The organism is Aldersonia sp. NBC_00410, from assembly GCF_026342035.1.
Taxonomy (GTDB): Bacteria; Actinomycetota; Actinomycetes; order Mycobacteriales; family Mycobacteriaceae; genus Aldersonia.
Genome location: NZ_JAPENM010000006.1, coordinates 363,684 through 388,697, shown reverse-complemented (window position 1 = coordinate 388,697; position 25,014 = coordinate 363,684). Strand labels below are relative to the sequence as shown.

General features: G+C 67.3%; 29 protein-coding genes. 18 read left to right on the top strand and 11 right to left on the bottom strand.

Translation table 11 applies throughout. From position 1 onward, the window contains the following. The 5 genes from OG921_RS16750 to OG921_RS16730 all read right to left on the bottom strand — a co-directional run. A partial coding sequence (locus OG921_RS16750; protein WP_266113592.1) for a ribonucleotide-diphosphate reductase subunit beta occupies positions 1–395 on the bottom strand: 395 nt, incomplete at its 3' end. A gap of 34 nt (positions 396–429) precedes the next feature. After that, the gene (gene nrdE, locus OG921_RS16745; RefSeq protein ID WP_266113591.1) at positions 430–2,511 is read right to left on the bottom strand and encodes a class 1b ribonucleoside-diphosphate reductase subunit alpha; all 2,082 of its coding nucleotides are present in this window, start codon (positions 2,509–2,511) and stop codon (positions 430–432) included. 62 nt (positions 2,512–2,573) lie between these two features. Beyond that, the gene (nrdI, locus tag OG921_RS16740; RefSeq protein ID WP_266113590.1) at positions 2,574–3,011 is read right to left on the bottom strand and encodes a class Ib ribonucleoside-diphosphate reductase assembly flavoprotein NrdI; all 438 of its coding nucleotides are present in this window, start codon (positions 3,009–3,011) and stop codon (positions 2,574–2,576) included. 86 nt (positions 3,012–3,097) lie between these two features. Next, positions 3,098–3,331: a glutaredoxin-like protein NrdH gene (gene nrdH / locus OG921_RS16735; RefSeq protein ID WP_266113589.1), complete on the bottom strand. Its 234-nt coding sequence runs from the start codon at positions 3,329–3,331 to the stop codon at positions 3,098–3,100. Positions 3,332–3,731: 400 nt separating this feature from the next. Beyond that, positions 3,732–4,301 carry an NAD(P)H-dependent oxidoreductase gene (locus OG921_RS16730; protein WP_266113588.1) on the bottom strand — a complete coding sequence of 190 codons (570 nt, stop codon included), beginning with the start codon at positions 4,299–4,301 and terminating at the stop codon, positions 3,732–3,734. Between the two features lie 91 nt (positions 4,302–4,392). On the opposite strand from OG921_RS16730, the gene OG921_RS16725 reads away from it, so the two are divergent. From OG921_RS16725 to OG921_RS16695, 7 genes are all read left to right on the top strand, one after another. After that, complete coding sequence (locus OG921_RS16725) at positions 4,393–5,013, top strand: TetR/AcrR family transcriptional regulator (RefSeq protein WP_266113587.1); 621 nt, start codon at positions 4,393–4,395, stop codon at positions 5,011–5,013. A 32-nt stretch (positions 5,014–5,045) separates the two neighbouring features. Then, positions 5,046–5,480, top strand: a complete 435-nt coding sequence (locus OG921_RS16720) for an META domain-containing protein (protein WP_266113586.1) — start codon at positions 5,046–5,048, stop codon at positions 5,478–5,480. Between the two features lie 106 nt (positions 5,481–5,586). Beyond that, positions 5,587–6,591 (top strand): 5-dehydro-2-deoxygluconokinase, encoded by a 1,005-nt coding sequence (gene iolC / locus OG921_RS16715; protein ID WP_266113585.1) that lies wholly within the window; start codon positions 5,587–5,589, stop codon positions 6,589–6,591. Continuing rightward, positions 6,584–7,468: a 5-deoxy-glucuronate isomerase gene (gene iolB, locus OG921_RS16710; RefSeq protein ID WP_266113584.1), complete on the top strand. Its 885-nt coding sequence runs from the start codon at positions 6,584–6,586 to the stop codon at positions 7,466–7,468. The genes iolC and iolB overlap by 8 nt, the downstream gene beginning before the upstream one ends. Positions 7,469–7,471: 3 nt before the next feature. Beyond that, positions 7,472–9,421: a 3D-(3,5/4)-trihydroxycyclohexane-1,2-dione acylhydrolase (decyclizing) gene (gene iolD / locus OG921_RS16705; RefSeq protein ID WP_266113583.1), complete on the top strand. Its 1,950-nt coding sequence runs from the start codon at positions 7,472–7,474 to the stop codon at positions 9,419–9,421. A 22-nt stretch (positions 9,422–9,443) separates the two neighbouring features. Then, a complete protein-coding gene (locus tag OG921_RS16700) occupies positions 9,444–10,352 on the top strand; it encodes a sugar phosphate isomerase/epimerase (protein WP_266113582.1) in 909 nt (302 codons plus the stop codon). A 5-nt stretch (positions 10,353–10,357) separates the two neighbouring features. After that, complete coding sequence (locus tag OG921_RS16695; protein WP_266113618.1) at positions 10,358–11,395, top strand: Gfo/Idh/MocA family protein; 1,038 nt, start codon at positions 10,358–10,360, stop codon at positions 11,393–11,395. 93 nt (positions 11,396–11,488) lie between these two features. On the opposite strand, the gene OG921_RS16690 is transcribed toward OG921_RS16695, so the two are convergent. The 4 genes from OG921_RS16690 to moaA all read right to left on the bottom strand — a co-directional run bounded on the left by OG921_RS16690 (position 11,489) and on the right by moaA (position 14,870). Continuing rightward, positions 11,489–12,658: an FAD-dependent monooxygenase gene (locus tag OG921_RS16690; protein WP_266113581.1), complete on the bottom strand. Its 1,170-nt coding sequence runs from the start codon at positions 12,656–12,658 to the stop codon at positions 11,489–11,491. Between the two features lie 113 nt (positions 12,659–12,771). Beyond that, a complete protein-coding gene (locus OG921_RS16685; RefSeq protein WP_266113580.1) occupies positions 12,772–13,572 on the bottom strand; it encodes a fructosamine kinase family protein in 801 nt (266 codons plus the stop codon). Beyond that, on the bottom strand, positions 13,565–13,819 hold the full coding sequence (locus tag OG921_RS16680) for a MoaD/ThiS family protein (protein ID WP_266113579.1): 255 nt from the start codon (positions 13,817–13,819) through the stop codon (positions 13,565–13,567). Before OG921_RS16680 ends, OG921_RS16685 begins: the two co-directional genes overlap by 8 nt. After that, positions 13,812–14,870: a GTP 3',8-cyclase MoaA gene (gene moaA / locus OG921_RS16675; RefSeq protein WP_266113578.1), complete on the bottom strand. Its 1,059-nt coding sequence runs from the start codon at positions 14,868–14,870 to the stop codon at positions 13,812–13,814. Before moaA ends, OG921_RS16680 begins: the two co-directional genes overlap by 8 nt. A 115-nt stretch (positions 14,871–14,985) precedes the next feature. Here moaA and glp point away from each other — a divergent pair, with 115 nt between their 5' ends. The 3 genes from glp to OG921_RS16660 are packed head-to-tail and all read left to right on the top strand — an operon-like array spanning position 14,986 to position 17,565. Further along, entirely contained in the window at positions 14,986–16,164 is a 1,179-nt protein-coding gene (glp, locus tag OG921_RS16670) for a gephyrin-like molybdotransferase Glp (RefSeq protein ID WP_266113577.1), read from the top strand. Further along, complete coding sequence (gene moaCB / locus OG921_RS16665; RefSeq protein ID WP_266113576.1) at positions 16,161–17,144, top strand: bifunctional molybdenum cofactor biosynthesis protein MoaC/MoaB; 984 nt, start codon at positions 16,161–16,163, stop codon at positions 17,142–17,144. Before glp ends, moaCB begins: the two co-directional genes overlap by 4 nt. Beyond that, positions 17,137–17,565 carry a molybdenum cofactor biosynthesis protein MoaE gene (locus OG921_RS16660; protein ID WP_266113575.1) on the top strand — a complete coding sequence of 143 codons (429 nt, stop codon included), beginning with the start codon at positions 17,137–17,139 and terminating at the stop codon, positions 17,563–17,565. The genes moaCB and OG921_RS16660 overlap by 8 nt, the downstream gene beginning before the upstream one ends. Positions 17,566–17,581: 16 nt before the next feature. Here OG921_RS16660 and OG921_RS16655 read toward each other — a convergent pair whose 3' ends face one another. Continuing rightward, a complete protein-coding gene (locus OG921_RS16655) occupies positions 17,582–18,658 on the bottom strand; it encodes an N-acetylmuramoyl-L-alanine amidase (RefSeq protein WP_266113574.1) in 1,077 nt (358 codons plus the stop codon). Between the two features lie 151 nt (positions 18,659–18,809). Next, on the bottom strand, positions 18,810–19,250 hold the full coding sequence (locus OG921_RS16650; protein WP_266113573.1) for a Rieske (2Fe-2S) protein: 441 nt from the start codon (positions 19,248–19,250) through the stop codon (positions 18,810–18,812). A gap of 415 nt (positions 19,251–19,665) precedes the next feature. On the opposite strand from OG921_RS16650, the gene OG921_RS16645 reads away from it, so the two are divergent. The 8 genes from OG921_RS16645 (at position 19,666) to OG921_RS16610 (ending at position 25,003) form a co-directional block, all read left to right on the top strand. Continuing rightward, positions 19,666–19,806: a hypothetical protein gene (locus tag OG921_RS16645; RefSeq protein ID WP_266113572.1), complete on the top strand. Its 141-nt coding sequence runs from the start codon at positions 19,666–19,668 to the stop codon at positions 19,804–19,806. Between the two features lie 184 nt (positions 19,807–19,990). Beyond that, complete coding sequence (locus OG921_RS16640) at positions 19,991–20,395, top strand: STAS domain-containing protein (RefSeq protein WP_266113571.1); 405 nt, start codon at positions 19,991–19,993, stop codon at positions 20,393–20,395. 19 nt (positions 20,396–20,414) lie between these two features. Further along, entirely contained in the window at positions 20,415–20,912 is a 498-nt protein-coding gene (locus tag OG921_RS16635; protein WP_266113570.1) for an ATP-binding protein, read from the top strand. Positions 20,913–20,972: 60 nt separating this feature from the next. Next, complete coding sequence (locus OG921_RS16630) at positions 20,973–21,599, top strand: TetR/AcrR family transcriptional regulator (RefSeq protein ID WP_266113569.1); 627 nt, start codon at positions 20,973–20,975, stop codon at positions 21,597–21,599. Positions 21,600–21,683: 84 nt separating this feature from the next. Then, a complete protein-coding gene (locus tag OG921_RS16625) occupies positions 21,684–22,922 on the top strand; it encodes an acyl-CoA dehydrogenase family protein (RefSeq protein ID WP_266113568.1) in 1,239 nt (412 codons plus the stop codon). Further along, a complete protein-coding gene (locus tag OG921_RS16620; RefSeq protein WP_266113567.1) occupies positions 22,919–23,950 on the top strand; it encodes a phosphotransferase family protein in 1,032 nt (343 codons plus the stop codon). The genes OG921_RS16625 and OG921_RS16620 overlap by 4 nt, the downstream gene beginning before the upstream one ends. A 38-nt stretch (positions 23,951–23,988) precedes the next feature. Then, the gene (locus OG921_RS16615) at positions 23,989–24,726 is read left to right on the top strand and encodes an SDR family oxidoreductase (protein ID WP_266113566.1); all 738 of its coding nucleotides are present in this window, start codon (positions 23,989–23,991) and stop codon (positions 24,724–24,726) included. A 151-nt stretch (positions 24,727–24,877) separates the two neighbouring features. Then, positions 24,878–25,003, top strand: coding sequence for a hypothetical protein (locus tag OG921_RS16610; RefSeq protein ID WP_266113565.1), 126 nt, complete (start codon positions 24,878–24,880; stop codon positions 25,001–25,003). Positions 25,004–25,014: the final 11 nt, after the last annotated feature.

Below are 25,014 nucleotides of genomic sequence, written 5' to 3'. Positions count from 1 at the left end.
TTGACGTTCTCCTCCGACCAGCGGAACGCGTCGTCGATCTCGCGGGTGGAGCACAGCGTCGAGAAGATCGAGCTGTAGCTCTTCGCGTGCACCGACTCCATGAACGCGATGTTGGTGTACACCGCCTCCTCGTGCGGCGTGATCGCATCCGGGATCAGGCTCACCGCACCGACCGTGCCCTGAATCGTGTCGAGCAGCGTCAGCCCGGTGAAAACCCGCATGGTGAGCTGCTTTTCGTGCGCGGTGAGGGTATTCCAGGACGGGATGTCGTTGGACACCGGCACCTTCTCCGGCAGCCAGAAGTTGCCGGTGAGCCGGTCCCAGACCTCGGCGTCCTTCTCGTCGGGCACCCGATTCCAGTTGATCGCCGATACGCGATCGATGAGTTTCACCATGTCCGTTCCTCGCTTCGCTGTGCCCCGCGGTCGCCTACAACATGCACGAGACGCAACCCTCCACCTCGGTGCCCTCGAGCGCCATCTGCCGCAGTCGGATGTAGTAGAGCGTCTTGATGCCCTTGCGCCACGCGTAGATCTGCGCCTTGTTCAGGTCGCGCGTGGAGACCGTGTCCTTGAAGAACAGGGTCAGCGACAGACCCTGGTCGACGTGCTGCGTCGCCGCGGCGTAAGTGTCGATGATCTTCTCGTACCCGATCTCGTACGCGTCCTGGTAGTACTCCAGGTTGTCGTTGGTCAGGTACGGCGCCGGGTAGTAGACGCGGCCGATCTTGCCTTCCTTGCGGATCTCGATCTTCGATGCGACCGGGTGGATCGACGATGTCGAGTGGTTGATGTAGCTGATCGATCCGGTCGGCGGAACGGCCTGCAAGTTCTGGTTGTAGATGCCGTGCGTCTGCACCGACTCCTTCAGCGCCCGCCAGTCGTCCTGCGTCGGAATTTCCACGCCGGCGTCGGCGAAGATCTGCCGCACCCGGTCGGTCTGCGGCGACCACTCCCGATCGGTGTACTTGTCGAAGAACTCACCCGAGGCGTACTTCGAGTCGGGGAAGCCCTTGAAATGGGTTCCCCGCTCGATGGCGAGCCTGTTCGAGGCACGCAGCGCGTGGAACAGCACCGTATAGAAGTAGATGTTGGTGAAGTCGATACCCTCCTCGGATCCGTAGTGGATCCGCTCGCGCGCGAGGTAGCCGTGCAGGTTCATCTGCCCCAGGCCGATGGCGTGCGAGTCGTTGTTGCCCTGCTCGATCGAGGGCACCGAATCGATGTGGGTCTGGTCCGACACCGCGGTGAGCGCCCGGATGGACACCTCGATGGTCTGCGGGAAGTCCGGCGAGTCCATCGCCCTGGCGATGTTGAGCGAGCCGAGGTTGCACGAGATGTCCTTGCCCACATGGGAATAGGACAGGTCGTCGTTGTAGGTCGACGGCGTCGAGACCTGCAGGATCTCCGAGCACAGGTTCGAGTGGGTGATCTTGCCCGCGATCGGGTTCGCCCGATTCACGGTGTCCTCGAACATGATGTACGGGTAGCCGGACTCGAACTGCAGCTCCGCGATCGTCTGGAAGAATTCGCGCGCCTTGATCTTCGACTTGCGGATGCGCTTGTCGTCGACCATCTCGTAGTACTTCTCGGTGACGTTGATATCGGCGAACGGCACGCCGTAGATGCGCTCCACGTCGTACGGCGAGAACAGGTACATGTCCTCGTTCTTGCGCGCCAGCTCGAAGGTGATGTCGGGAATCACCACACCGAGCGAGAGCGTCTTGATCCGGATCTTCTCGTCCGCGTTCTCCCGCTTGGTGTCGAGGAACCGGTAGATATCCGGGTGGTGCGCGTGCAGGTACACCGCACCGGCACCCTGGCGGGCACCGAGCTGATTGGCGTAGGAGAACGAATCTTCGAGCAGCTTCATGATCGGGATGACACCGGAAGACTGGTTCTCGATCTTCTTGATCGGTGCGCCGTGCTCGCGAATGTTGCTCAGCAGCAGCGCAACTCCGCCACCACGCTTGGACAGCTGCAGCGCCGAGTTGATCGAGCGGCCGATGGACTCCATGTTGTCCTCGATGCGCAACAGGAAGCACGAGACGGGCTCGCCGCGCTGCGCCTTGCCCGAGTTGAGGAACGTCGGCGTCGCCGGCTGGAAGCGGCCGGAGATGATCTCCTCCACCAGTTCGATGGCCAACTGCTCGTCACCGGCGGCGAGAGTGAGCGCGACCATGCAGACCCGGTCCTCGAACCGCTCCAGGTACCGCTTTCCGTCGAACGTCTTGAGCGTGTACGAGGTGTAGTACTTGAACGCGCCGAGGAAGGTCGGGAACCGGAACTTCTTCGAGTACGCCAGGTCGAGCAGCGACTTGACGAAGTTGCGCGTGTACTGGTCGAGAATCCGCCGCTCGTAATAGTTTTCGCGAATCAGGTAGTCCAGCTTCTCGTCAAGATTGTGGAAGAACACCGTGTTCTGGTTGACATGCTGGAGGAAGTACTGATGGGCCGCCTCGCGGTCCTTGTCGAACTGGATCTCTCCGTCCGGGCCGTACAGGTTGAGCATCGCGTTGAGGGCGTGATAATCGAGCCCTTCGGTGGATGCCGAATGTGACGGAACGTGCTGTTCTACACGCCCACTGGATGCCACTGCCGTTGCTGCCAAAACAATCCCAATCCCTCTCGGACGCGCTGCACGTCCTCGGTGGTCCCCATAAGTTCGAAGCGATACAGGTACGGAACCCGACACTTCTGCGAAATCACTTCTCCGGCATAGCAATACGTCTCACCGAAGTTGGTGTTACCCGCGGCGATCACACCCGCGAGCAACGAGCGATTGTGCTCATCGTTGAGAAACCGGACAACCTGCTTGGGTACGAATCCCCCGCGCCTGCCGGTGACGTGGCTACCGCCCCCATAGGTGGGAACGATGAGCACGTACGGCTCGTCGGCATGGACGTCGCCGTCCCGGTCGTGCACGGGAATCCGCGAGGCCGGCAGTTCGAGCCGTTGCACGAATTTGTGCGTGTTCTCCGATGCGCTCGAGAAATAGATGAGCGAGGTCATCGGCTCGCCTCCCTCGAAAGTTCCTTCGTCGGATGCCGGGCGAGCCGGCCGACGTCTCGATGGCGACCCCGGCGAGCCGGCCGACGTCAGGCGGCGCTGGCCACGATCGACTTGATCCGGTCCGGACGGAAGCCCGACCAGTGCTCATCACCGGCAACCACGACGGGCGCCTGCAGGTAGCCGAGCGCCATCACGAAATCGCGCGCGGCCGGATCCTCGGAGATGTCGACCGCCGAGTACTCGATGCCTTCTTTGTCGAGGGCCCGGTAGGTCGCGGTGCACTGGACGCAGGCTGGCTTGGTGTAGACGGTGACGGTCATCGATACCTCTTTCTCCGGCCTGAAAACTGCTACGCACTACTGACTGCTGTGGGTGAAACGAACACCGCCAAAAGGCGTGCTCCTGGCCCTGCCGGACTGGCGACTGCGGCTTGTTCGGATCGGGCCGTTTCAACTTCTCAGACACTACACCTAGTGGCCGACATAAACAGCGAACACGACATGTTGCGAGTCACATGGATGGAATTCCCAGCTCGAGACTCCTGTGACAACCCGTTTTCCGACGCCACTCGGCGTGTCGCAGGTCACATTTCTGCCCGCGTTCGAGGCTCCGAACCGCACACTTCGATTTGACACCACGGGTCCGACACGAAAGTGCCCACCGCCCGCGATCCTGCTGCGGGCGATGGGCTCGATCGACACTCTCGCGGAGCGCCTGCGATCAGGCGGAGACGAGCTCCGACTGGGCAGCCTCGACCAGACGCCGCACGACGTCACCGACCTGCCCGGCAACCTCGGCGTTGTCGCGCGGGTGGCCCTCGCCGAACTTCTGCACCGTGCCGCCCAGGGCGAGCACCACGTCCTCGAGCACCTTGCCGCCGGCGATCCGGACGGCCTTGCGGGTGTCGTCGTGCGCCCACTTCGCGCCGTTCTGGCTCGGCGAGGCGCTGATCACCGCGACCGCCTTGCCGGCTGCGGCGCCGGCTCCGTACGGCCGGGAAAGCCAGTCGATCGCGTTCTTCAGCACGGCGGGGATGGTGCCGTTGTATTCCGGGGTCACGAGCAGCAGGGCGTCGGCCGCACCGGCCGCCGCGCGCAGCGCCTGCACAGCCTCGGACTCCTTGCCGGGGACATCGATGTCCTCGTTGTAGAAGGGCACGTCGGCGAGCCCCTCGAAGATCGTCACCTCGGCGCCCTCCGGCGCGACATGGGCCGCGGTCTCGGCAAGCTGACGGTTCACCGATCCCGCCCGCAGGCTGCCGACCAATGCGAGCACTCGCGTTGTCGCCATAGTTTTTCGATACCCTTCATTCGTCTGAAACCAACCGACGTCAGCATAACCGGACCACGGTCCGGATTATTCCGGCACGTACCATCGACCGGTGCCGCCGCCCGATTTCCCGCTCCCCGTTCGCGGACTCCCGCGCGCAGACGCGACGGCCGAGCGCAGGGACGCGGCACGCAACCGACGGCTACTGCTCGACGCGGCCACGCTGCTCGTCGCCGATCGGGGGGTGGCGGCGGTGACGATGGAAGCGGTTGCGGCCACCGCCGGAGTGGGCAAGGGCACCGTCTTTCGCCGGTTCGGCAGTCGCGCGGGTTTGATGCTCGCCCTGCTCGACCACAGCGAGCAGGAACTGCAGGCCGCGTTCATGTTCGGCCCGCCACCCCTGGGCCCCGGCGCCGAGCCGGTGGATCGGCTCGTCGCGTTCGGTCGCGCGCGCCTGGCGATGGTCGAGACCCAGGGCGACATTATGCGTGCCGCGGAGAGCACCCGGGAGTCCCGCTTCGATGCGCCGCCCTACCTGGTCGCGGTGACGCACGTGTCTGCGTTGCTGCGCGCTGCCGGCCACCGCGAGGACGTGCGTCTGCTCGCGGATACCCTGCTCGCCGCCCTCGACGCGGATCTCGTACTGCATCAAGTGCGCGCGCTGCACATCCCACTGCCGACCATCGCGGACCGTTGGGCCGACCTGGCGCGACGGATGACGCCGCCGAACTGACCCGCACATAGCTCGCACTATGGTTGTCGACCATGTGGAAGACCGGTCAGCTCGCCGCGATCACCCTGGTCGGGGTCCCCGCCCTGCTCGGCATCACATCCTGTTCGAACGACAGCGATTCCGTGGACAGTGCGCCCGCCCCGTCACCGGTGGGACACGTGTACATCTCTACCGAAGTGCAGGGTCCCCCGATCCCCGGCGGCGGGCCGCTCGAGCTCGGCTTCACCGACGACGACAAGGCGACCCTCGACGCCGGCTGCAACACGGCCACCGCCGGTGTCGACCTGTCCGATGGCAGGTTCGCCGTCACGGACCTGGAATCCACCACGAACGACTGCAGCGCCGAAACGATCGGCGCGGACGCCTGGGTCACCGACCTGCTGCAGAAGCAGCCGACCTGGACACTCGACGGCGCCACGCTGACACTGACCGCAGGCAACCAGATCGTCACCCTGACTCGGAAGTAGCCCCCCGAAGCCGTCGGCTTCTTTGACATACTCGGCACGCGGGCAGATCGAGGCTTCGAGACCACGCGGTAGATGTCGAAGCGCCGTAGATGCGAGGGGGTCGGGCTTGACCAGCACAGCCGAGCGGGCGACCCGAAACGACGAGGCGCCGGTGTACGACGTGCTCGTGATCGGGCGGTGCGGGGTCGACCTCTACCCACTGCAGACGGGTGTCGCGCTCGAGGACGTCACCTCGTTCGGCAGGTTCCTCGGCGGCAGCGCCGCCAACGTCGCGGTGGCCGCCGCGCGACTCGGTGCGCGAACAGCACTCGTGTCCGGTGTCGGCACCGACCCGTTCGGCAGATTCGTCCGCACCGCACTGACCGACCTCGGAGTGGACGACCGGTTCGTGCGCAGCTACGCCGTGTACCCGACGCCGGTGACCTTCTGCGAGATCTTCCCGCCCGACCGGTTCCCGATCTACTTCTACCGCCGCCCGAGCGCGCCGGATCTGCAAATCGACGTCGCCGATATCGACCCGGAGGTGGTCCGTTCCGCCCGGCTGTACTGGTCGACTGCGACCGGCCTGTGCGAAGAGCCAAGTCGCCGTGCTCATTTCGCCGCTTGGCAGGAACGCGAAACCGAAGACGGCGGCCGGTACACGGTGCTCGACCTCGACTACCGTCCGGCATTCTGGGCGTCCGAGACCGCGGCTACCGAGCAGATCCGCGCCGCGCTCGGCCGGGTGAATGTCGCCGTCGGCAATCTCGCGGAGTGCGAGATCGCGGTCGGCACGAAGGATCCGGACAAGGCCGCCGACGCGTTGCTCGACCTCGGCGTCGAACTTGCGATCGTCAAGCAGGGCCCGGGCGGTGTACTCGGGCGCACGAAACACGAGTCGGTGACCGTACCGGCGCACGACATCGGCGTGGTCAATGGCCTCGGCGCGGGCGACGGATTCGGCGGCAGCCTGTGCCACGGCCTGCTCGCCGGCCTGTCGCTCGAGCAGACATTGCGCAATGCCAACGCCGCGGGCGCCATCGTCGCCTCCCGGCTCGAGTGCTCGACCGCGATGCCGACCGCCGCAGAGGTCGCCGCCCTCGCCGAACGCAGTGAGCCGGCAGATGTCTGAGCAGCACATCCGGGCCGGCAACGCGGCACCGCCGCTCACGGTCGACGTCACACCCGAGTCGGCGGGGTGGTCGGAAACCAGCCTGCAGGTGATCGATCTGGGCGAGCATCCGGACGGCACGGCTTCGCGTGCGCTGCACACCGGCGGCACCGAGGTGATGATCCTTCCGCTTGCCGGTTCGGGCGTCGTCGAATGCGGGCGACAAAGATTCGAATTATCCCCCCGCACTTCGGTTTTCGACGGTCCGGCAGACATGGTCTACCTCGGGATCGGAACCGAGTACCGCCTGGCCGGCACCGGCCGGTTCGCGATCTGCGGGGCACGCGCCACCCGCTCGCTGCCCAACCGCAGACTGCCTGCCGCCGATGTGCCCATCGAACTGCGCGGCGCGGGCAACTGCAGCAGGCAGGTGCACAACTTCGGTGCCGCAGACACTTTCGCGGCCGACTCGCTGATCGCGGTCGAGGTGATTACTCCCGGCGGGAACTGGTCGAGCTACCCGGCGCACAAGCACGACGAACGTTCCGCGGTCGAATCCGAGTTGGAGGAGATCTACTACTTCGAGGTTGCGGACGGGCCGGGCGGTCCCGGGTTCGGCTTTCACCGGGTCTACGGCACCGACACGCGGCCGATCGACGTCTTGGCCGAAGTGCGCACCGGCGACGTCGTGCTCGTCCCGCACGGGTTCCACGGACCGTCGGTCGCGGCACCGGGGTACGACCTGTACTACCTCAACGTGATGGCCGGCCCCGGCCCGGAGCGCGCCTGGCGGGTCGTGGACGATCCCGCACATGCCTGGGTCCGCGACAGTTGGGCGGACCTGGAGATCGACCCGCGCCTGCCCCTGCACCACACTGCCACCGAACCCGGAGCGTGAGACATGGCAGCCACTCCGCCGCTCCCGTCGAGAACTCCCGAACCCGAAGCCCGGGTGCGGTTGACCGTCGGGCAGGCGGTAGTGCGCTTCCTCGCCGCGCAGTTCGTCGAACGCGACGGTGCGCGGACCCCATTCTTCGCCGGCGCATTCGGCATCTTCGGCCACGGCAATCTCGGGGGCATCGGACAGGCGTTGCTGCAGCACGAGATCGACGCCGCCGAGACGAACACCAGGCCCGCGCTACCGTTCGTCTTCGGCCGCAACGAACAGGCGATGGTGCACAGCGCCGTCGCCTACGCCCGACAGCGCGACCGTCTGCAGGCCTGGGCGGTCACCACGAGCATCGGCCCCGGTTCGACGAACATGCTCACCGGCGCCGCATTGGCCACGATCAATCGGATCCCGGTACTGCTGCTGCCCGCGGACACCTTCGCCACCCGGGTGAGTGCGCCGGTCCTACAGGAACTCGAATCACCTGCCGCCGGCGACATCACCGTCAACGACGCATTCCGTCCGCTCTCACGTTATTTCGATCGGGTCACCCGACCGGAACAATTGCCCGCGGCCCTGCTCGGCGCGATGCGGGTGCTCACCGACCCCGCCGAGACCGGGGCCGCCACCATCGCGATCGGCCAGGACGTGCAGGCCGAATCGTGCAGCTGGCCGGAATCATTTTTCGCGCAGCGTGTTTGGCAAGTCCGTCGGCCACCACCAGAAGCCGCGGCGATCGCACGCGCCGCAGCGGTGATCCGGTCGGCCCGCAGTCCGCTGATCGTCGCCGGTGGCGGGGTGATCTACTCCGGAGCGGCGGAGGACCTTGCCCGGTTCTGCGAACGGACCGGGATTCCGGTTGCGGTCACGCAGGCGGGCAAGGGCTGCCTACGCCACGACGACCCGCGGTCGGTCGGCGCGATCGGGGTCACCGGCACTGCCGCGGCGAACGACCTCGCCGCCGACGCCGACGTGGTGATCGGGATCGGTACGCGATACAGCGATTTCACCACCGCCTCGCACACCGCGTTCGCGAACCCGGACGTGCGGTTCGTCAACATCAACGTCGCCCCGTTCGACGCGGCAAAGCAATCCGCGGTAGGGGTCGTGGCCGATGCCCGTGCGGCGCTTGCTGCGCTCGGCACGGCCCTGCGCGACTATCACGTTGACGCCGACTATCGCGTGCTGGTCTGCGAACTCGTCACGGCGTGGGAGGAGCAGATCGACGCCGCGTACCGCGTCACCGACCCGGACGCACGGCTGACGCAGACCCAGCTGATCGGCTTGGTGAACTCGTTGTCAGCCGATCTCGACGTGGTGGTCTGCGCGGCCGGCTCGATGCCGGGTGACCTGCACAAGCTGTGGCGAATCCGAGACCCGAAGGGGTACCACGTCGAATACGGCTACTCCTGTATGGGCTATGAGATCGCCGGCGGCATCGGGGCACGACTCGCCGCGCCCGACCGGGACGTGTTCGTTCTGGTCGGGGACGGCTCGTACCTGATGATGCCCGGCGAACTGGTCACGGCCGTCCAGGAAAGCGTCAAGGTCATCGTGGTACTGGTACAGAACCATGGCTTCGCCTCGATCGGCACACTCTCGGAATCGTTGGGCAGCGGGCGGTTCGGCACCGAATACCGGTTCCGCGGCGAGACCGGACGGCTCGACGGTGCACGCCTGCCGGTCGATCTGGCCGCCAACGCGGCGAGTCTGGGGGTCGATGTGGTCCGCGCAGACACGGCGACCGATTTCACCGCCGCGGTACGCCGCGCCATCGCCGCCGAGTCGAGCACGGTGATTCACGTCGAGACCGATCCACGCCCGGCGCCACCGGAGGGCGGATCGTGGTGGGACGTCCCGATCGCCGAGACGTCGAGTGTGCCCGCCACGCGCGAGGCGTACGAGATCTATTTGCGGTGGAAGCGGATTCAGCAGCCCTATCTACGCCCGTCCGCCGACTGAGTCACGAAGGGAGCCAACAGAGATGGGGACGATCCGGGTGGGCACCGCGCCGGACTCCTGGGGTGTCTGGTTCGCCGACGACCCGTACCAGACTCCCTATCCGCGATTCCTCGACGAGGCGGCCGCGGCCGGTTACGAGTGGATCGAGCTCGGCCCCTTCGGGTACTTGCCGACCGATCCGGCGAAGCTTGCCGACGAACTCGCCGGCCGCGACCTGAAGGTCTCGGCAGGAACGGTTTTCGAGTATCTGCACCGCGACGATTCGTGGGCCGGGACCTGGCAGCGGGCCGCCGACGTCGCGCGGCTGACCGCGGTGGTCGGCGGCACGTCGGTCGTGGTGATCCCGCAGATGTGGCGCGATCAAGGCTCGGGCGCGGTGCTGGAGAACCGCGAACTGACTGCCGCGCAGTGGAAACGGAAGACCGAGGGAATGAATGCCCTCGGCCGGGCGATGTTCGAAACCTACGGGGTCCGAGCGCAATACCACCCGCATGCGGACAGCCACATCGACAGCGCGGAAAACGTGTACCGCTTCCTCGACGCCACCGACGCCGATTTCGTCGATCTGTGCCTGGACACCGGTCATATCGACTACTGCGGCGGAGACAGTCTCACCGTGCTCGAGCGCACGTCCGGACGGATCGGGTATCTGCACCTCAAGCAGGTCGACCCACAGATCCGTGCCAAGGTCGCTGCCGAGGATCTGTCGTTCGCCGAGGCGGTGCGGCTCGGCGTCATGGTCGAGCCACCACTCGGTGTTCCCGAGCTGCCGCCGTTGCTTTCGGCCGTAGCGCGACTCGAACTCGACCTGTTCGCGATCGTCGAGCAGGACATGTACCCGTGCGACGCCGATGTCCCGCTCCCGATCGCGCGACGCACCCGTCGCTACCTGGGCTCGTGCACCGTCCCGTCCCTCCGGTTCCGCCGATGACGGCTATCGGCGAGGTGCGGGTCGCGGTGCTGGGGGTCGGCGCGATGGGCGCCGATCACGTTGCGCGGCTTGCGACACGGACCGCGGGCGCGCGCGTCGTCGTTGTCAGCGATTTGGTCACCGAGCGCGCCGAACATGTCGCAGCGAGCGTTCCCGGCTGCCGCGTCGTCGCCGATCCGCTCGATGCAATAGCAGATCCCGAGGTCGACGCGGTGCTGCTCGCCACACCGGGTGCCGCACACGAGAAGCAATTGGTCGCGTGTCTCGAGCTCCGCAGGCCGGTGCTGTGCGAGAAGCCGCTCACCACCGACGTCGCCAGTGCCCTCGACGTCGTCACCCGGGAAGTAGCGTTGGGGTCCAGGCTCATTCAGGTTGGCTTCATGCGTCGCTTCGACGACGAGTACGTCGCGCTCGAGTCTCTCCTCGACTCGGGCGATCTCGGCAGGCCGCTGCTGCTGCACTGCGTGCACCGCAACGCCACCGCCGCGCCCGGCTTCGATGCCGCGATGATCCTGCGGGACTCACTCGTCCACGAGATCGATGTGACCAGGTTCCTGTTCGGTGAAGAAATCGCGGCGGTGCAGATCATCACGCCCACCCCGAATCCCGGTGCACCCATTGGTGTCCGCGATCCGCTGATCGCGCTACTGCGCACCGAATCGGGCCGGCACGTAGATGTCGAACTGTTCGTCACCACCGGCGTCGGCTACGAGGTGCGCACCGAGGTCGTCGGCGAACGCGGCAGCGCGATGATCGGTCTCGACGTCGGACTCGTCCGCCGGAGCACGACCGGCCGCTGGGGCGGGCAGATACCGGCAGGGTTCCGCGAACGCTTCGCCCGCGCCTACGACACCCAGTTGCAGCGTTGGGTCGACGCGGTGCGGAGCGGTGCCGGGACCGACGACCAGGTCGACGGCCCGTGCGCCTGGGACGGGTACGCCGCGGCCGCGGTGTGTGCGGCCGCGGTCGAGTCGCTCGAGACCGGTGAGCGCGTCGCGGTGCGGCTCGCCGACCGGGGCATGCTTTCCGGCGCCGGCGGCTAGAGGTTGAGACGCTCGGCCACCCGGGTGCCGATCTCGATGACCATCTGCGAGGGCCGACTGGTCACGGTCACCCGGGTTGTGGCGTGCAGATCTCTACTTTTCGTTTGCAATGCGCTTGTCGATAGTCGGGATCTCCTCCTGGAGTTCGACACGTTCATCGCACTCCGTCCGGCACGTGATCGGCCGGGGCCGCCAGCGATTGACCACACCGAACACCGACAGGGCGAGGACGCCGGGAGTCAACCCCATGACGACATCACGAACGGCCGCGAATGGACGATTGGCCGGCATTATGACTCTCGACATTCGGCGCGAAAGCCATTGCGAGGTGCGAACCCGACGACGTCGATCCTTGTTGTAGCCCGGTAGGTCGGTCGCGAAGGCAGCGAGTGTGACCGCATCCTCGATCGCAGTGGCGGCACCCAGCCCAAGGTGCGGGTGCATCGCATGCGCGGCATCGCCGATCAACGCAATTTTCCCACGTATCAACGACTTCGGGGGTCGGATCTCGAGTAGCTCGTGTTCGATGATCCGGGTCGGATCGGCGTTCGCGACCAGCTGCGACACCGGTTCCGGCCAATCGGCGAAATGCTCGAGGATGTCGACTCCGCCTCGCGCACCGGCGTAAGCCCAGGTGCGGCCGCCGGTCAATGGGAGAATGCCGAATTCCTCTCGGTTGCCCCACACCTGCCCGACCCAACTCGGCGGCGGTGCATCGATGATCCAACGCCAGGCGGTCACGCCGGAACCTTCGACGCTTCCCTCACCCGGCCAGATCTGCTGTCGGACAACACTGTGCACTCCATCGGCGGCGACGACGAGGTCGTAGCGATCGGCACCCGCGGCCGTGACGACCTCCCCGTCGACACCGACACTGTTCACCGCGGTTCCGGTGCGCAGGCACCCGGCGGGCAGCGCGCGAACCAACACATCGATCAAATCGGCGCGGTGAACAATGACCGGGTCGCGGCCACCGGCACCTTTTCTGTGCGACATCAGAATTCGTCCGCGCGGATTTCTGATCCCGCCCAAGCTATACGGATGCGAGTTCGCCCGAATGTCGTCACCAACGCCAATTTCGTCCAGCGCTGCCAAAGCATTGGGGAGCAGTACGAGGCCGGCGCCCACCTCGGCGAACTCGGACGCTTGCTCGTACACGGTGACGTCCCAGCCGGCTTTGCGAAGTGCGATTGCCGCTGCAAGACCGCCGATTCCCCCGCCGACGATTCCCGCCCGTTGTCGTGACGACGCAGTGTGTTCCATTGCCGAGCCTCCCCCAACTCAGAATGTCTACTACCGGAGATAGTAGATCAACTGGCGAGGGTTGACCAGCAGGCGTGCGAATGGGCCCGGGCCAGCCCGTCATCGACACCGCGCTACGCCAGCGCGAGCACCGCCAGTGCCGCCGCGTGCAGGCTGCGTCCGTACCCGGCGCCGTAACTCGCGGCGTGCACCGCGAGCGGATGCAGTTGGTGCAGTGGCACTCTCGTCTCCCACCCAGGACGCAGCGGATGCACCATCCGGTAGCCGTCGAGCACATGGTGCAGGTACGGCAGTCCGAACAGTTCGAGCATCGCCAGATCGGTCTCCCGGTGCCCACCATGGGCCGCAGGGTCGATGAGCACCGCACCCGCGCGGGTCCACAAGACGTTTCCGTTCCACAGGTCTCCGTGGATCCGGGCCGGTGGCTCGTTGTCGTCGAACGCGCCCGACGCCACGGTTGCGCATGCCCGCTCGATGTCGGCGAGTTGATCGGCGCGCACGCTGCCTGCATCGACGGCGATGCGAACGAAGGGCAACACTCGCTCCACGGCGTAGAACTCGCCCCAACGGGAGTGCCTGGTGCTGCTCATCTTTCGCGCGCCGATGAACAACTGCCCGCTGAATCCCGCTGGTGGACAGCCGAACTGCTCGCCACCGACGCGCGCGTCCTGTTCGACACCGACGCCGGCGTCGTGCATCCGGGCCAGTGTCGCACCGAATTCGCGCGCAGACCGTTCGCTCGGCGCCGACTCGTCAATCCGCGCCAGGTCGATATGCGCCGAGTCGACGTCGAGCACGTCGACCACGCGGGCGCCACCGTCGGCGAGCCAGCGCAATCCCGCGGCCTCGGCGAGATAGAAGTCCGGATGCACTCCCGACTTCGCCTTGCGGAAGGTATCGGCGCGCTCAGCCACCGGCGAACGGGGGCAGGATGTCCACGCGCGGTGCTATCGGCTGGGTGCGGTCCCTGGTCAGCTCGTCCTCGACGAGGAATGCCGCGACCTTCAGCACGCGGGTCATGTCCGGTCCGTGCCGCTGAATCAGCGTCGCCGCCAAATCGCCGAGCGTCGCGGCGGCGGGCAGAGCGATGGTCTCCTTCGCGCACCGCGCCGCATCCGCGGCGGCGGCGAAGTACCGCACATCGACCTGCACGTCAGCCACCGATCGCCCCCATCGAGCGGTCCGGCGGCACGAAGTCTTCGGCGTTGATGCCGTGCCCGGCCCATTTCTGCCACATGGCGGCGCGCCACAACTGCGCGAGTTCGGCGTCGCTCGCACCGGCCCGCAGCGGTCCACGCAGATCCACCTCGTGGTCGCTGAACAGGCAGGAGCGGATCATGCCGTCGGCGGTAAGCCGGGTTCGGTCACACGTTTCGCAGAACGACCGGGTCACCGAGGCGATGATCCCCACCGTGGCCGGACCACCGTTCACCATCCACTGCTCGGCCGGGGCCGACGGGTCGTCGCGACCGACCTCGACCAGGTCGAATCGGCTACCGAGCATGTCGAGCAGCTGCTGCGCGGTGACCATGTTCGCCCGCGCCCATTCCCGGTCCGCGTCGAGCGGCATTTCCTCGATGAAGCGCAGCTCGCAACCTTCGTCGAGGCACCACGCCAGCAGCTCCGGCGCGCCGGCCAGCGTGTCGGGCATGAGCACGGCGTTCACCTTCACCGGTGCGAGCCCGGCGCGGCCCGCGGCCCGGATGCCGGCGAGCACCGCGGGCAACCGATCGCGGCGGGTGAGCTTGGCAAATTCCGCGCGATCCACCGAGTCCAGCGAGATGTTCACCCGGCGCAGCCCCGCGTCCGCGAGCCGCTGCGCGCGATGCTCGAGACCGATTGCGTTGGTCGTCATCATCAGCGGCACGTCGGGCAGCCGCTGGGCACAACCGGCGATGATGTCCTCGAGGTCGCGGCGCATCAACGGCTCGCCACCGGTGAAACGCACCTCGTGGATGCCGAGCATGCGTACCGCGAGTTCGACGACGCGCACAATCTCCGCGGCGCTGAGCAGCCGATCCGCAGGTATCGCCGGCAGACCCTCCTCCGGCATGCAGTAGGTGCATCTCAACGAGCAACGCTCGGTGATGGAGACCCGCAGATCCCGCGCGATCCGGCCGAACCGGTCGAGCAGGTACGGCACGTCGGGCCGGTCGGCGCGCGCGTCCACCGCGTCCCGGAGAACGGGAATCCCGATGTCGACCAACGTCATGCCCCCAGTATGCCCACACCGCCGTGTTGGTCACATACACACGACCGTGTCCAGGCAATTGCAGGCCACCCGCGGGTCATGTTCGACCGCAAACGTTTGGCGATAGCCTGCCGGTATGACGCGAACGGTCGCCGAGCACCTGCAGATCGTCACCGAGGCGCTGCCCACCGCCGACAGCCTGGGCACCGAGGAGATCACGGTCCGCGCCGCGCTGCACCGGGTCGTCGTCGCCGACGTGATGTCGCCGGTGAATCTGCCGGTGTTCCGCAACTCCCAGATGGACGGGTACGCGGTGCGATCGACGGATGTCGCCGCAGTGCCGGCGACGCTGCCGGTGCATGGAACCGTCGCCGCCGGGGACGGGCCGCGCGACCTTCCGGTGGGCGCCGCGATCAAGATCATGACCGGCGCGCCGCTGCCGACCGGTGCCGACTGTGTCGTCCCGGTCGAGGACACCACCACCGACGGCGCGATCGTGACGGTGCAACGCGGCCGCACGGCGGGTGAGTTCGTCCGCGAACCCGGGTCGGACGTGCGCAACGGGGACCTGCTCGTGCCCGCCGGCCGCCGCCTCGGGGTCCAGCACATCGCGGCGCTGGCCGCTGCGGGCGTCGGCACCGTGCCGGTGCGCCGGCGGCTGCGAGCCGCGGTCATCACCACCGGCGCCGAACTCGTCCCGGCCGGCACTCCGCTTGGGCCGGGACAGATTTACGACTCGAACGGCACCTCACTCGCGACCGCAATCACGGCCAGCGAAGGCGAAGTCACAGCCGTTACGCACAGCATCGACGACGCGCCGACGTTCCTCGCGACGCTGCGCGAGGCTGCGTCCGGCGCGGATGTCGTGTTCACCTCGGGGGGTGTGTCGATGGGCGATTTCGAGGTCGTGCGTGAGGCGCTCACTCCCCTGGGCGGCTGGTTCGCGCACGTCGCGATGCAGCCGGGCGGGCCGCAGGGGCTCACGGTCGTCGACGGCATCCCCGTCATCAGCTTCCCGGGCAACCCGGTGAGCACGCTCGTTTCGTTCGAGATTTTCGCCCGCCCCACGCTGCGGGCGCTCGCCGGGCTGGCACCGCTGCAGTCCGAGCCGCTGCCGCTGTGCGCGGACCTCGTCTCCCCGGCCGGCAAACAACAGTTCCTGCGCGGCCATGTCACGCAGGGCGGCGTCGAGTTGGTGTCGGGTCCCGGCTCGCATCTGATCGCCGCGATGGCACGTGCCGATGTGCTGATCGAGGTACCGGCCGAGGTCACCGCGCTGGACGCCGGGACGAGTGTGCAAGTGTGGCCGCTATGAGCGAGTTGTCGCATCTGGATCGGGAAGGCCGGGCGCGGATGGTCGACGTCAGCGCCAAGCACGACTCCGCGCGCCGCGCGGTCGCCGCGGGCGAGTTGCTCACCACTCCGGAGGTGGTGGCGCTCGTCCGCGCCGACGACATGCCCAAGGCCGACGTGCTCGCCACCGCGCGGATCGCCGGGATCAACGGTGCGAAAAAGACATCCGAACTGATTCCGCTATGCCATCAGTTGGCGCTGTCGTCGGTGGATGTGCGCTTCGACTTCACCAGCAACTCGATCACCATCGAGGCGACAGCGAAAACGAAGGGCCCGACCGGCGTCGAGATGGAGGCGCTCACCGCAGTGGCGGTGGCCGGCCTGACGCTGCACGACATGGTCAAGGCGGTGGACCCGGCCGCGACCCTCAACGGCGTCCGGCTGCTCACCAAAGACGGCGGCAAGAGCGGGCATTGGGAGCGTTCCGGCGCGGCCCCTGCCGTCGAGCGCGCCAACCGGGCGGTCGGCGAGCTCACCGCGGCGGTGCTCGTCGCGTCGACCGGCGCGGCGCGCGGCACCCGCGAGGACACCACGGGTCCGGTCATCGCGGCGTGGTTCGCCGAGCGTGGCTTCACCGTCCGCGGTCCGCTCGTCTATGCCGATGCGCAGATCGCCACCGGCCTGACCGACGCCCTCGACGGGGCGCCCTCGATCGTGGTCAGTACGGGCGGGACGGGCGCGTCGCCGACCGACGCGACACCCGAGGCGACGCTGGCCGTGCTCGACCGAAACCTGCCCGGTGTCGCGGAGGCGATCCGGGCCAAGGGGGCGGCGAAGTTCCCGCTGGCCTCGTTGAGCCGTGGTGTTGCCGGCCTGGTCGGCGATACCGTCGTGGTGAACCTGCCCGGATCGCCCGGCGGCGTGCGGGACGGGCTCGAGGTTCTCGAACCGCTACTGAAGCATCTGATCGAGCAGGCGGCCGGCGGAGGTGCCCATGACTGACGTGCCCGCGCTCGAGGTGCTGGCGCGCATCTCGGCGGAACCGCTCGACCCGGCGGTGGTGGACGCCGCGGTGTCCGGGCGCAAGCACGGCGCGGTCGTGCTGTTTTCCGGGGTGGTGCGCGATCACGATGGCGGACAGGCGGTGTCGGCGCTCGAGTACCACGCGCATCCCGACGCGGAACGGTTCCTGCAGACCTGCTGCGCGGAGGTCGCGGCCGCCACAGGTCTACCGGTGGCCGCGATTCACCGGGTCGGCGATCTCGCGATCGGCGATCTCGCGCTTGTCGCCGCCGTCGCCGCACCGCACCGCGCCGAGGCGTTCCGTGCCTGTGCCGAACTCGTCGAGCGGATCAAACACGAGGTGCCGATCTGGAAGCGCCAGCACTTCGATGACGGCGTGTCCGAATGGGTGGGGCTGTAGGAGCAGGTCCGCTCGGCTACTTGCCGCCGCCGAGAAGGTCGGAGTTCAGCACCAGGTCGAGCAGCGTGTTTGCCAGCTGGGAGATCAGGTCGACCATCTCGCCGTCCACCGATCCCTCGTCGCCGATACCGAGCGCCCCGAGCAACGGGGACAGCATCCCGAGCACCGAGTCGAGGGTGCCGCCTTCCTTGCGGTCACCGGGTGTGGCTGGTGTCGACTTCTGTGCCTGCGGTTTCGTCGTGCCGGGCTGTGCGGTGCCCGGATTCGTGGGATTCGCACTCGGCGGCGTTCCACGCACATCGGTTCCGGGCGAGGGCGAGGTGTTGCCGAGCAGATAGCCGACGATGCCGGTGGTGATCGCGATCGCCTGCTTGACCTGACCGTCCTCGGTCTCGAGCAGTGGGGCGTCCTCGCTGTTGGCGCCGTTGCCCATCTCGATGAAGGCCAGCGGGACCGTGGTCAGTGCCGGTCCGGCGATGTCTGCGCGGGTCTGCAGACCATCCACGACGCCGGCATAGTTCGCCGACACGAAGCCTGATTTCACGTACGCGTCGCGCATCGCCTCGGAGAAATCGAGGCCCTTACCGGACTGGACCTCGTTCACCTTCGGGTCCGGAATCGGTAGCGCGGGCACGATCAGATGGAAACCATGGTCGGTGGCCGGCGCGGAGTCGGCATGGATGCTCAGCGCCACGTCGGCACCCGATTTGCTCGCCGCAGCGGCCCGTTCGTCGACGCAGCCGCCCCATCCGGTGTCATCGGCCCGGCTGAGCTGCACCGTCGCGCCGAGGGTTTCCAGCGACGCCTTGACCAACTGCGCAACGTTCCAGGTGATCGTGTGCTCCGGGACGCCCCCGAGCGTGGTCATCCCGGTGGTCTGGCATTCCTTGGTGCCGCCGCGGCCGTCGTTCACCTGACGGGTGAGGTTCTCGCGGTGGCCTGTCCCCTGATGGCCGGGATCGAGGAAGACCGTCTTGCCGACCAGCTTGGACATCATGGGGTCGGCAGCCGGATCCGCCGCGGCGCCGCCGGGCGCCAGGACCGCGGCGGTCAACGCCACGCAGACTCCGCCGGTGAGGACGATGTTCTTCATATCGGGACCGGCACGCTCACGCAGCCGCGCCGCCTCCTTTCACATATGCAACATCAGTAACATCAATAACATCAGTAACTGTTGCAACACATTGGGCCAGAGACAACCGGCTGCGGTCGCCGTTATTCAAATGTGTCCGCCGACGACCGCCTCAGGTGACGATGATCGAGTCGCCGTCGACGGTCACCGCCTTCGCCGCAAGCGGTTGCGTCGCAGGTCCGACCGCCACGCTGCCATCGAGATTGAACTTGCTACCGTGGCATGGGCAATTGATCGTCGCGCCCGTCACCGCGTCGCAATTGCAACCCTTATGCGTACATACCGGCGAGAACGCGAGAAACGTGCCACTTGTCGGCTGGGTGACTACGACGTCGCCGAGGATCGCACCGCTACCGACCGGCACGTCCGAAGTCTTGCCGACGATGTTCCCGGCCTGACCCGCGGGCGCTGGACTGGCCCCCGCACTGGTGGTGGCGTCGGACTCGGTATACGAGTCACTGCTGCACGCGGCGGCGAATGCGACGGCGGCAACCGCCACTCCCGCACCCGCGACGGCGGTTCTGCGATTGATCATGAGGTCTTCTGCACTCATGGGATCTCCAAGTCTCGGGGGCTGTCGAGCAATCGTCGAGATCACGTCCGGGGCGGCCGTGGAGTTCACGGCGCCTGGGACGACCACACGTTTCAAGGATGCCGCCCGGTCCGCGGCGACATCGGACGATTGCGACAAACTGAGAATCAGCGCGTGGGTGACCGGGTTCACCACTGATCACCACCACACGAACGCGCTCCACCCCGTGCACAGCCGCAATATGTCGGCTCGGTGAACGTTGGGCAAAGCCGCAGGCACGCTCGCCGGCATGCGGTGTGACTCCGCCCACGCCGCCATGCGACACGCCGCAAAGGGGGCGAAAAACTGGCACGGGTGCACTAGATTTTGCTGTGTCGCCGATGACTTCCGCTCACAAGTAGCACCGCGTGACCTCGCGGTTTCAGGAGGCAGTGGCATGTACATCCTTATCGCGCTCGCCGCGCTCGTTCCCGTCGCAGCCGTGTCCGCGGCCACTGCGATCGCGGCCCTGGCATGGACAGAGGCCCGCCGCATCGAGCGGACCGAGCGTCGCGACATCCTGACCATCCAGCAATAGTCCCGCGTCCGCGGCCACATCCCGCGACGCGAGGGGGAAGCGTCACAGGGTTCCCTGGCTTGATCACCAGGACAGTCGTTCCGTAGCCTCGCAGTAACTGGCTGCCGTAAACAGCCGGTTGTAACTGTGCGGGTAACCGCAGACTCGTATCCTCTGTGCGAGATCTCTGAGTAGGTGGTGAGCGGTGTTGGAATCGACGACCGGAAACGACGCAGCCGGAGTTCCCGAGCCGGGAATCGGCGCGTCCGGGTTCGAGGTCGCTGTCGCCTGGCATGACACCGTCGTCGTCCTCGGCGTTTCGGGGACGCTCGACATGGTGACCGCGCCGCAACTCACCGATTCGATCCTGACGTCGCTGTCGAACGATCCAGCCGCCGTCGTCGTGGATCTGACCGGTGTCGAGTTCCTGGCCTCTGCCGGCATGACCGTGCTCATCGCCGCACACGAGCAGATCGGAAACTCGGCACGGTTCGCCGTCGTCGCCGACGGCCCGGCCACCGGCCGGCCGATGCGCCTGGTCGGTATCGACAAACTGCTCACCCTGCACACCACACTCGACTCGGCCCTCGAGGCCTTCTCGGTGAAGTGAGCCGGGAGGCCGCAGCGGCATGAATGCCACGGACCCGCGCGCGGTCGACCCAACTCGGGCCGATAGCGAGGTGGCGTTCGCGCGCAGCAGCACCAGCACCCCGGCCGGGGCCTCGGCATTGCGCACCGCGTTCCGGGATTGGATCACCCGCCGGCTCGCATCGACCGCGGAACAGTTGAGCGATCTCACTCTCGCCGTCAACGAGGCGCTGGCCAATGCCGTCGAACACGCCTACGCCGGCGACGCCGCCCCCGGCACCGTGGAGGTGCACGCCCAGTACGAGCGCCGCACCGCCACGCTGGTCGTCACCGTTCGCGACCACGGCTCGTGGCGAAATCCCTCGCCCGATCCGCTCCATTTGCGGGGGCGCGGCATTCCGCTGATTCGCGCACTGACGACGGATGCCTCGATTCAGTCCGACGAAACGGGCACCTGCGTGGAGCTGCGCTGGCAGGGCGTGTCGGCACATTTCGAGGGCGACGGCCGACCGGAGAGCAACGGGCAACCGATCGCTTGAATCGGGTGTTCTCGTGTCGGCGGGTAGGTGCGCACCACCGCGTGACATAGCGTGACTGCCATGGAAACCCGCGCGCGGTCCGTCGACGATCCGGCAACGTGGCGTGACTACGATGCCCCGGAGATGGCACGCCCGCTGGTCGCCGCCCTCGAGGCCTTCGCCGAAAACGGCTACGACGGTGCGTCCATTCGGGAGATCGCGACGCGGGCCGGCCTTTCGGTACCCGGGCTCTATCACCACTACCCGTCGAAGCAGACACTGCTGGCCGAGTTGATGACCACCGTGATGGACGAGTTGCTCGACCGCAGCCGACGGGCTGTCGCCGATGCCGGGGATTTGCCGAGCAACCGCTTCGACGCGATCGTGGAGTCGCTGCTGCGCTTCCATATGTTCCGGCGCGAGCAGGCCTTCGTCGGCGCCTCCGAGATTCGCAGCCTGGCGCCGGAGAACCGGTCCGCATACGTCGCGATGCGCGACGAGCAGCAGCACATGCTCGACGAGATCGTGCGCGCTGGTGTGACGGCCGGCGAGTTCCACACCCGGTACCCCGACGATGCGAGCCGAGCGGTCACGACGATGTGCGTCGGGGTCGCCACCTGGTATCGACCGGACGGACCGCAGGCGCCCGACGAAATCGTCGAGCGATACCTGGCAATCGCCCGCGCTGCGATCGGCGCCTCCGCTTGACTGTGGTCGGAAGCATGTGTCACTCTCGCTGACCGAGCGAGCGTTCGGTCTGTTCGTGTGGACAGAGCCGTGAAGGGAGTTGCTGTGGCCATCGACTTTGCCCACTCGACGGAGGTACAGACCCTCGTCGAGAAGACGTCGGAATTCATCCGGTCCGAGGTGCTGCCCCTCGAGGACGCACACGGCGGCGACATCGCTGCCGCGGGCGGCGACGAGGTCCGTGTCGACTTGCAGAACAAGGCCCGCGAGCACGGTGTTTTCGCGCCGCACGCGCCGGTCGAATACGGCGGTCTCGGGTTGAATATGGTCGACCGCGCCCCGGTCTTCGAAGCGGGCGGGTACTCCCTGTTCGGCCCGATCGCGCTCAACATCGGCGCGCCCGACGAGGGCAACGTGCACATGCTTGCGCATGTGGCGAACGCCGAGCAGAAGGAACAGTTCCTCGCCCCTCTCGCCCGCGGCGATGTGCGCTCGGCTTTCGCGATGACCGAACCCGCCCCCGGTGCCGGATCCGACCCGAACGCGCTCGCCACCCGCGCGACGCGGACCGACGGCGGCTGGGTGATCAACGGCCGCAAGCACTTCATCACCGGCGCCGACGGTGCCGGCTACTTCATCATCATGGCCCGCACGTCCGGTGAGCCCGGGCAGGCCGGCGGCGCGACGATGTTCCTCGCGCCCGCCGACACGCCGGGACTGGGCGTCGGACGACACATCACCACGCTGGACCGCGCGATGATCGGCGGTCACTGCGAGGTGACGTTCGAGGATCTGCGCCTGTCCGATGACGCCGTGCTCGGCGAGGTCGACAAGGGTTTCGCTTACGCCCAGGTCCGGCTCGGACCCGCCCGGATGACGCACGTCATGCGCTGGCTCGGCGCGGCGCGGCGCGCTCACGATGTCGCCGTGGATCTGGTAGCCGACCGAGAAGCTTTCGGCGCCAAGCTCGGTGACCTTGGCATGGTCCAGCAGATGATCGCCGACAACGAGATCGACATCGCCGCGACCAGGGCGCTGCTGCTGCACGCGTGCTGGGAACTCGACCGCGGTGATCGCGCCGCGAACTCGACCTCGATCGCGAAGACCTATGCCGCGGAGGCGGTCGGCCGGATCGTCGATCGCTCGATTCAGATGTGCGGTGGTCTCGGGGTGTCCGACGACCTGCCGCTGGCCCGGTTGTCCCGCGAGGTCCGGCCGTTCCGGATCTACGACGGACCCTCCGAAGTGCATCGCTGGGCGATCGCGAAGCGCACCGTCGGTGCCGCGCGCCGCCGCCGCGTCGCGGTAAATGCCGACAGCGCCGCGAAGGAATCGGGCCGGTGACCGACACCGCCCTTGCCGGCCTCGATCTTGCCGCGCTGACAAGCTATTTCGCCGCCAATGGGGTGACGGTCGACGGGGAGCTGCGCGCCGAGCTCATCGCAGGCGGCCGCTCGAACCTGACTTTCCTGGTCGCCGACGACCGCTCCCGCTGGGTGTTGCGCCGCCCGCCGCTGGCCGGTCTCACCCCGTCGGCGCACGACGTCGTGCGCGAGTTCCGGGTGGCGGCCGCCCTGCAGCAGACCCCGGTCCCGGTCGCACGCACGGAAGTGCTGTGCGAGGACACGTCGGTCATGGGAGCACCGTTCGCGGTCGTCGAGCACGTCGACGGCCGGGTAATCCGGACAGCGAGGCAGCTCGACACGCTTACCGATGCCGAGCTCGAGTCCTGCGTGGACGAACTGGTCCACGTCCTCGCGGCGCTGCATGGCGTGGACTACCGCGCCGTCGGACTCGAAACCTTCGGTAAGCCTTCCGGTTTCGTGGGCAGGCAGGTGAAAATCTGGAACGGCCAGTGGGATCGGGTGAAGGCGACCGAGATTCCGGATGTGGACCGGCTCGGCGCGCTGCTCGCCGACCGGATTCCCGAGCGCGACGTCACCACGATCGTGCACGGCGACTATCGCATCGACAACACGATCCTGTCGAAAACCGATGCCGGACGCGTCGAGGCCGTTCTGGACTGGGAAATGTCCACTCTCGGTGACCCGTTGACCGACGTCGCGCTGATGTGCGTTTATCGCAATCCCTCGTTCAGCAAGGTGCTCAACGAGGATGCCGCCTGGTCGAGCGAGCGGATCCCGAGCGCGGACGATCTGGCGCAGCGCTATGCGAGCGCAACCGGAAGCGATCTGCCGCACTGGGATTTCTATCTGGGCCTGGCGAATTTCAAGCTTGCCGTCATCGCCGCCGGCATCGACCACCGGTTGCGAGCTGCCCAAGCCGAGGGCACCGGCGCCGTGACGACGGATGAGGTCGCCGCGGCCGTGCCGCTCTTCGCCGCCGCCGGTCTCGCCGCCCTGAACGGCTGAACAACTCGACACCCAATACGACCGAACGAAGGAAAACGATGAGCCCCAGCGCCCTCGTCACCGGCGCCTCCCGCGGTATCGGGCTGGCGATCGCCACCCGCCTCGCACAGTCCGGCTACGGGCTGACCATCTCCGCGCGCAGCACCGACACGTTGGAACTCGCTGCGAAGTCGCTGCGCGAGGCAGGCGCGCCGAATGTGGTCGTGGTCCCCGCCGACATGGCCGACCCGGCGGCCGCCGAGACCCTCGTCGCGCGGCACGCCGAGGCGTTCGGCGATATGCGTGCATTGATCCTGAACGCCGGAATCGGCACCGCGGGCGCGCTGCTGGACTTCCCGCAGCGTCGCCTCGACAAGACGGTGGCGGTTAACTTCTCGGCTCCGTTCGCGCTCATCCAACGGGCGCTGCCGTTGCTGCGCGCAGCCGCCGCACAGGAACCGCGGCGCGGCGCCAAGGTGGTGGCGATCTCGTCGATCACCGGGGTCTACGCGGAGCCGACGATGGCCGCCTACGGCGCCACGAAAGCCGCCCTCACCTCGCTCATCGAGACGATGAACATGGAGGAGTCGGGTAACGGCGTTTCCGGCTGCTCGGTCGCGCCTGCCTTCGTCGACACCGACATGACCGACTGGATCAAGGACCGCATCCCGGCCGAGGAGATGATCGCGGTCGAGGACATCGTCGAGATCGTCGACGCGCTGCTACGGCTCTCGGCGCAGGCCGTCGTGCCGAAGATCGTGGTGTCGCGCGCCGGCGCAAATCCCTACGGCGCCTGACCCGCCACCGCCTGATCCGGTATCCGTGACGCCACCGGCTACGGGCCGACGCCCGCGAAGCGTTCGCGCGCGACCGTGTACGAGTTCGGCTGGCGGACCCCGCAGTTCGACGGGCGCACTAGGCGCAACGCTCAGCCTCGAGCTGGGTTTCGTGTTCGACAATCTGGCCGATCCGAACGGTGCCGCGCTGACCGGGCCCACGCCACCGCAGCACGTCGCCGACGCGATGCACCGCGCCTGGGTGTCGTTCGTGCGACCCCGGCTGGCCACCCTATGACGACGAACGCA

Bases quoted from the DNA above. Each gene is read 5' to 3' on its own strand.
- OG921_RS16730 (WP_266113588.1), bottom strand. From the start codon at position 4,301: ATGGCGACAACGCGAGTGCTCGCATTGGTCGGCAGCCTGCGGGCGGGA.
- iolB (WP_266113584.1), top strand. From the start codon at position 6,584: ATGTCTGAGCAGCACATCCGGGCCGGCAACGCGGCACCGCCGCTCACG.
- OG921_RS16655 (WP_266113574.1), bottom strand. From the start codon at position 18,658: ATGAAGAACATCGTCCTCACCGGCGGAGTCTGCGTGGCGTTGACCGCC.
- moaCB (WP_266113576.1), top strand. From the start codon at position 16,161: ATGAGCGAGTTGTCGCATCTGGATCGGGAAGGCCGGGCGCGGATGGTC.
- nrdE (WP_266113591.1), bottom strand. From the start codon at position 2,511: ATGCTCAACCTGTACGGCCCGGACGGAGAGATCCAGTTCGACAAGGAC.
- OG921_RS16635 (WP_266113570.1), top strand. From the start codon at position 20,415: ATGAATGCCACGGACCCGCGCGCGGTCGACCCAACTCGGGCCGATAGC.
- OG921_RS16700 (WP_266113582.1), top strand. From the start codon at position 9,444: ATGGGGACGATCCGGGTGGGCACCGCGCCGGACTCCTGGGGTGTCTGG.
- OG921_RS16630 (WP_266113569.1), top strand. From the start codon at position 20,973: ATGGAAACCCGCGCGCGGTCCGTCGACGATCCGGCAACGTGGCGTGAC.
- glp (WP_266113577.1), top strand. From the start codon at position 14,986: ATGACGCGAACGGTCGCCGAGCACCTGCAGATCGTCACCGAGGCGCTG.
- iolD (WP_266113583.1), top strand. From the start codon at position 7,472: ATGGCAGCCACTCCGCCGCTCCCGTCGAGAACTCCCGAACCCGAAGCC.
- OG921_RS16660 (WP_266113575.1), top strand. From the start codon at position 17,137: ATGACTGACGTGCCCGCGCTCGAGGTGCTGGCGCGCATCTCGGCGGAA.
- OG921_RS16690 (WP_266113581.1), bottom strand. From the start codon at position 12,658: ATGGAACACACTGCGTCGTCACGACAACGGGCGGGAATCGTCGGCGGG.
- OG921_RS16645 (WP_266113572.1), top strand. From the start codon at position 19,666: ATGTACATCCTTATCGCGCTCGCCGCGCTCGTTCCCGTCGCAGCCGTG.
- nrdH (WP_266113589.1), bottom strand. From the start codon at position 3,331: ATGACCGTCACCGTCTACACCAAGCCAGCCTGCGTCCAGTGCACCGCG.
- moaA (WP_266113578.1), bottom strand. From the start codon at position 14,870: ATGACGTTGGTCGACATCGGGATTCCCGTTCTCCGGGACGCGGTGGAC.
- OG921_RS16720 (WP_266113586.1), top strand. From the start codon at position 5,046: ATGTGGAAGACCGGTCAGCTCGCCGCGATCACCCTGGTCGGGGTCCCC.
- nrdI (WP_266113590.1), bottom strand. From the start codon at position 3,011: ATGACCTCGCTCATCTATTTCTCGAGCGCATCGGAGAACACGCACAAA.
- OG921_RS16615 (WP_266113566.1), top strand. From the start codon at position 23,989: ATGAGCCCCAGCGCCCTCGTCACCGGCGCCTCCCGCGGTATCGGGCTG.
- OG921_RS16650 (WP_266113573.1), bottom strand. From the start codon at position 19,250: ATGAGTGCAGAAGACCTCATGATCAATCGCAGAACCGCCGTCGCGGGT.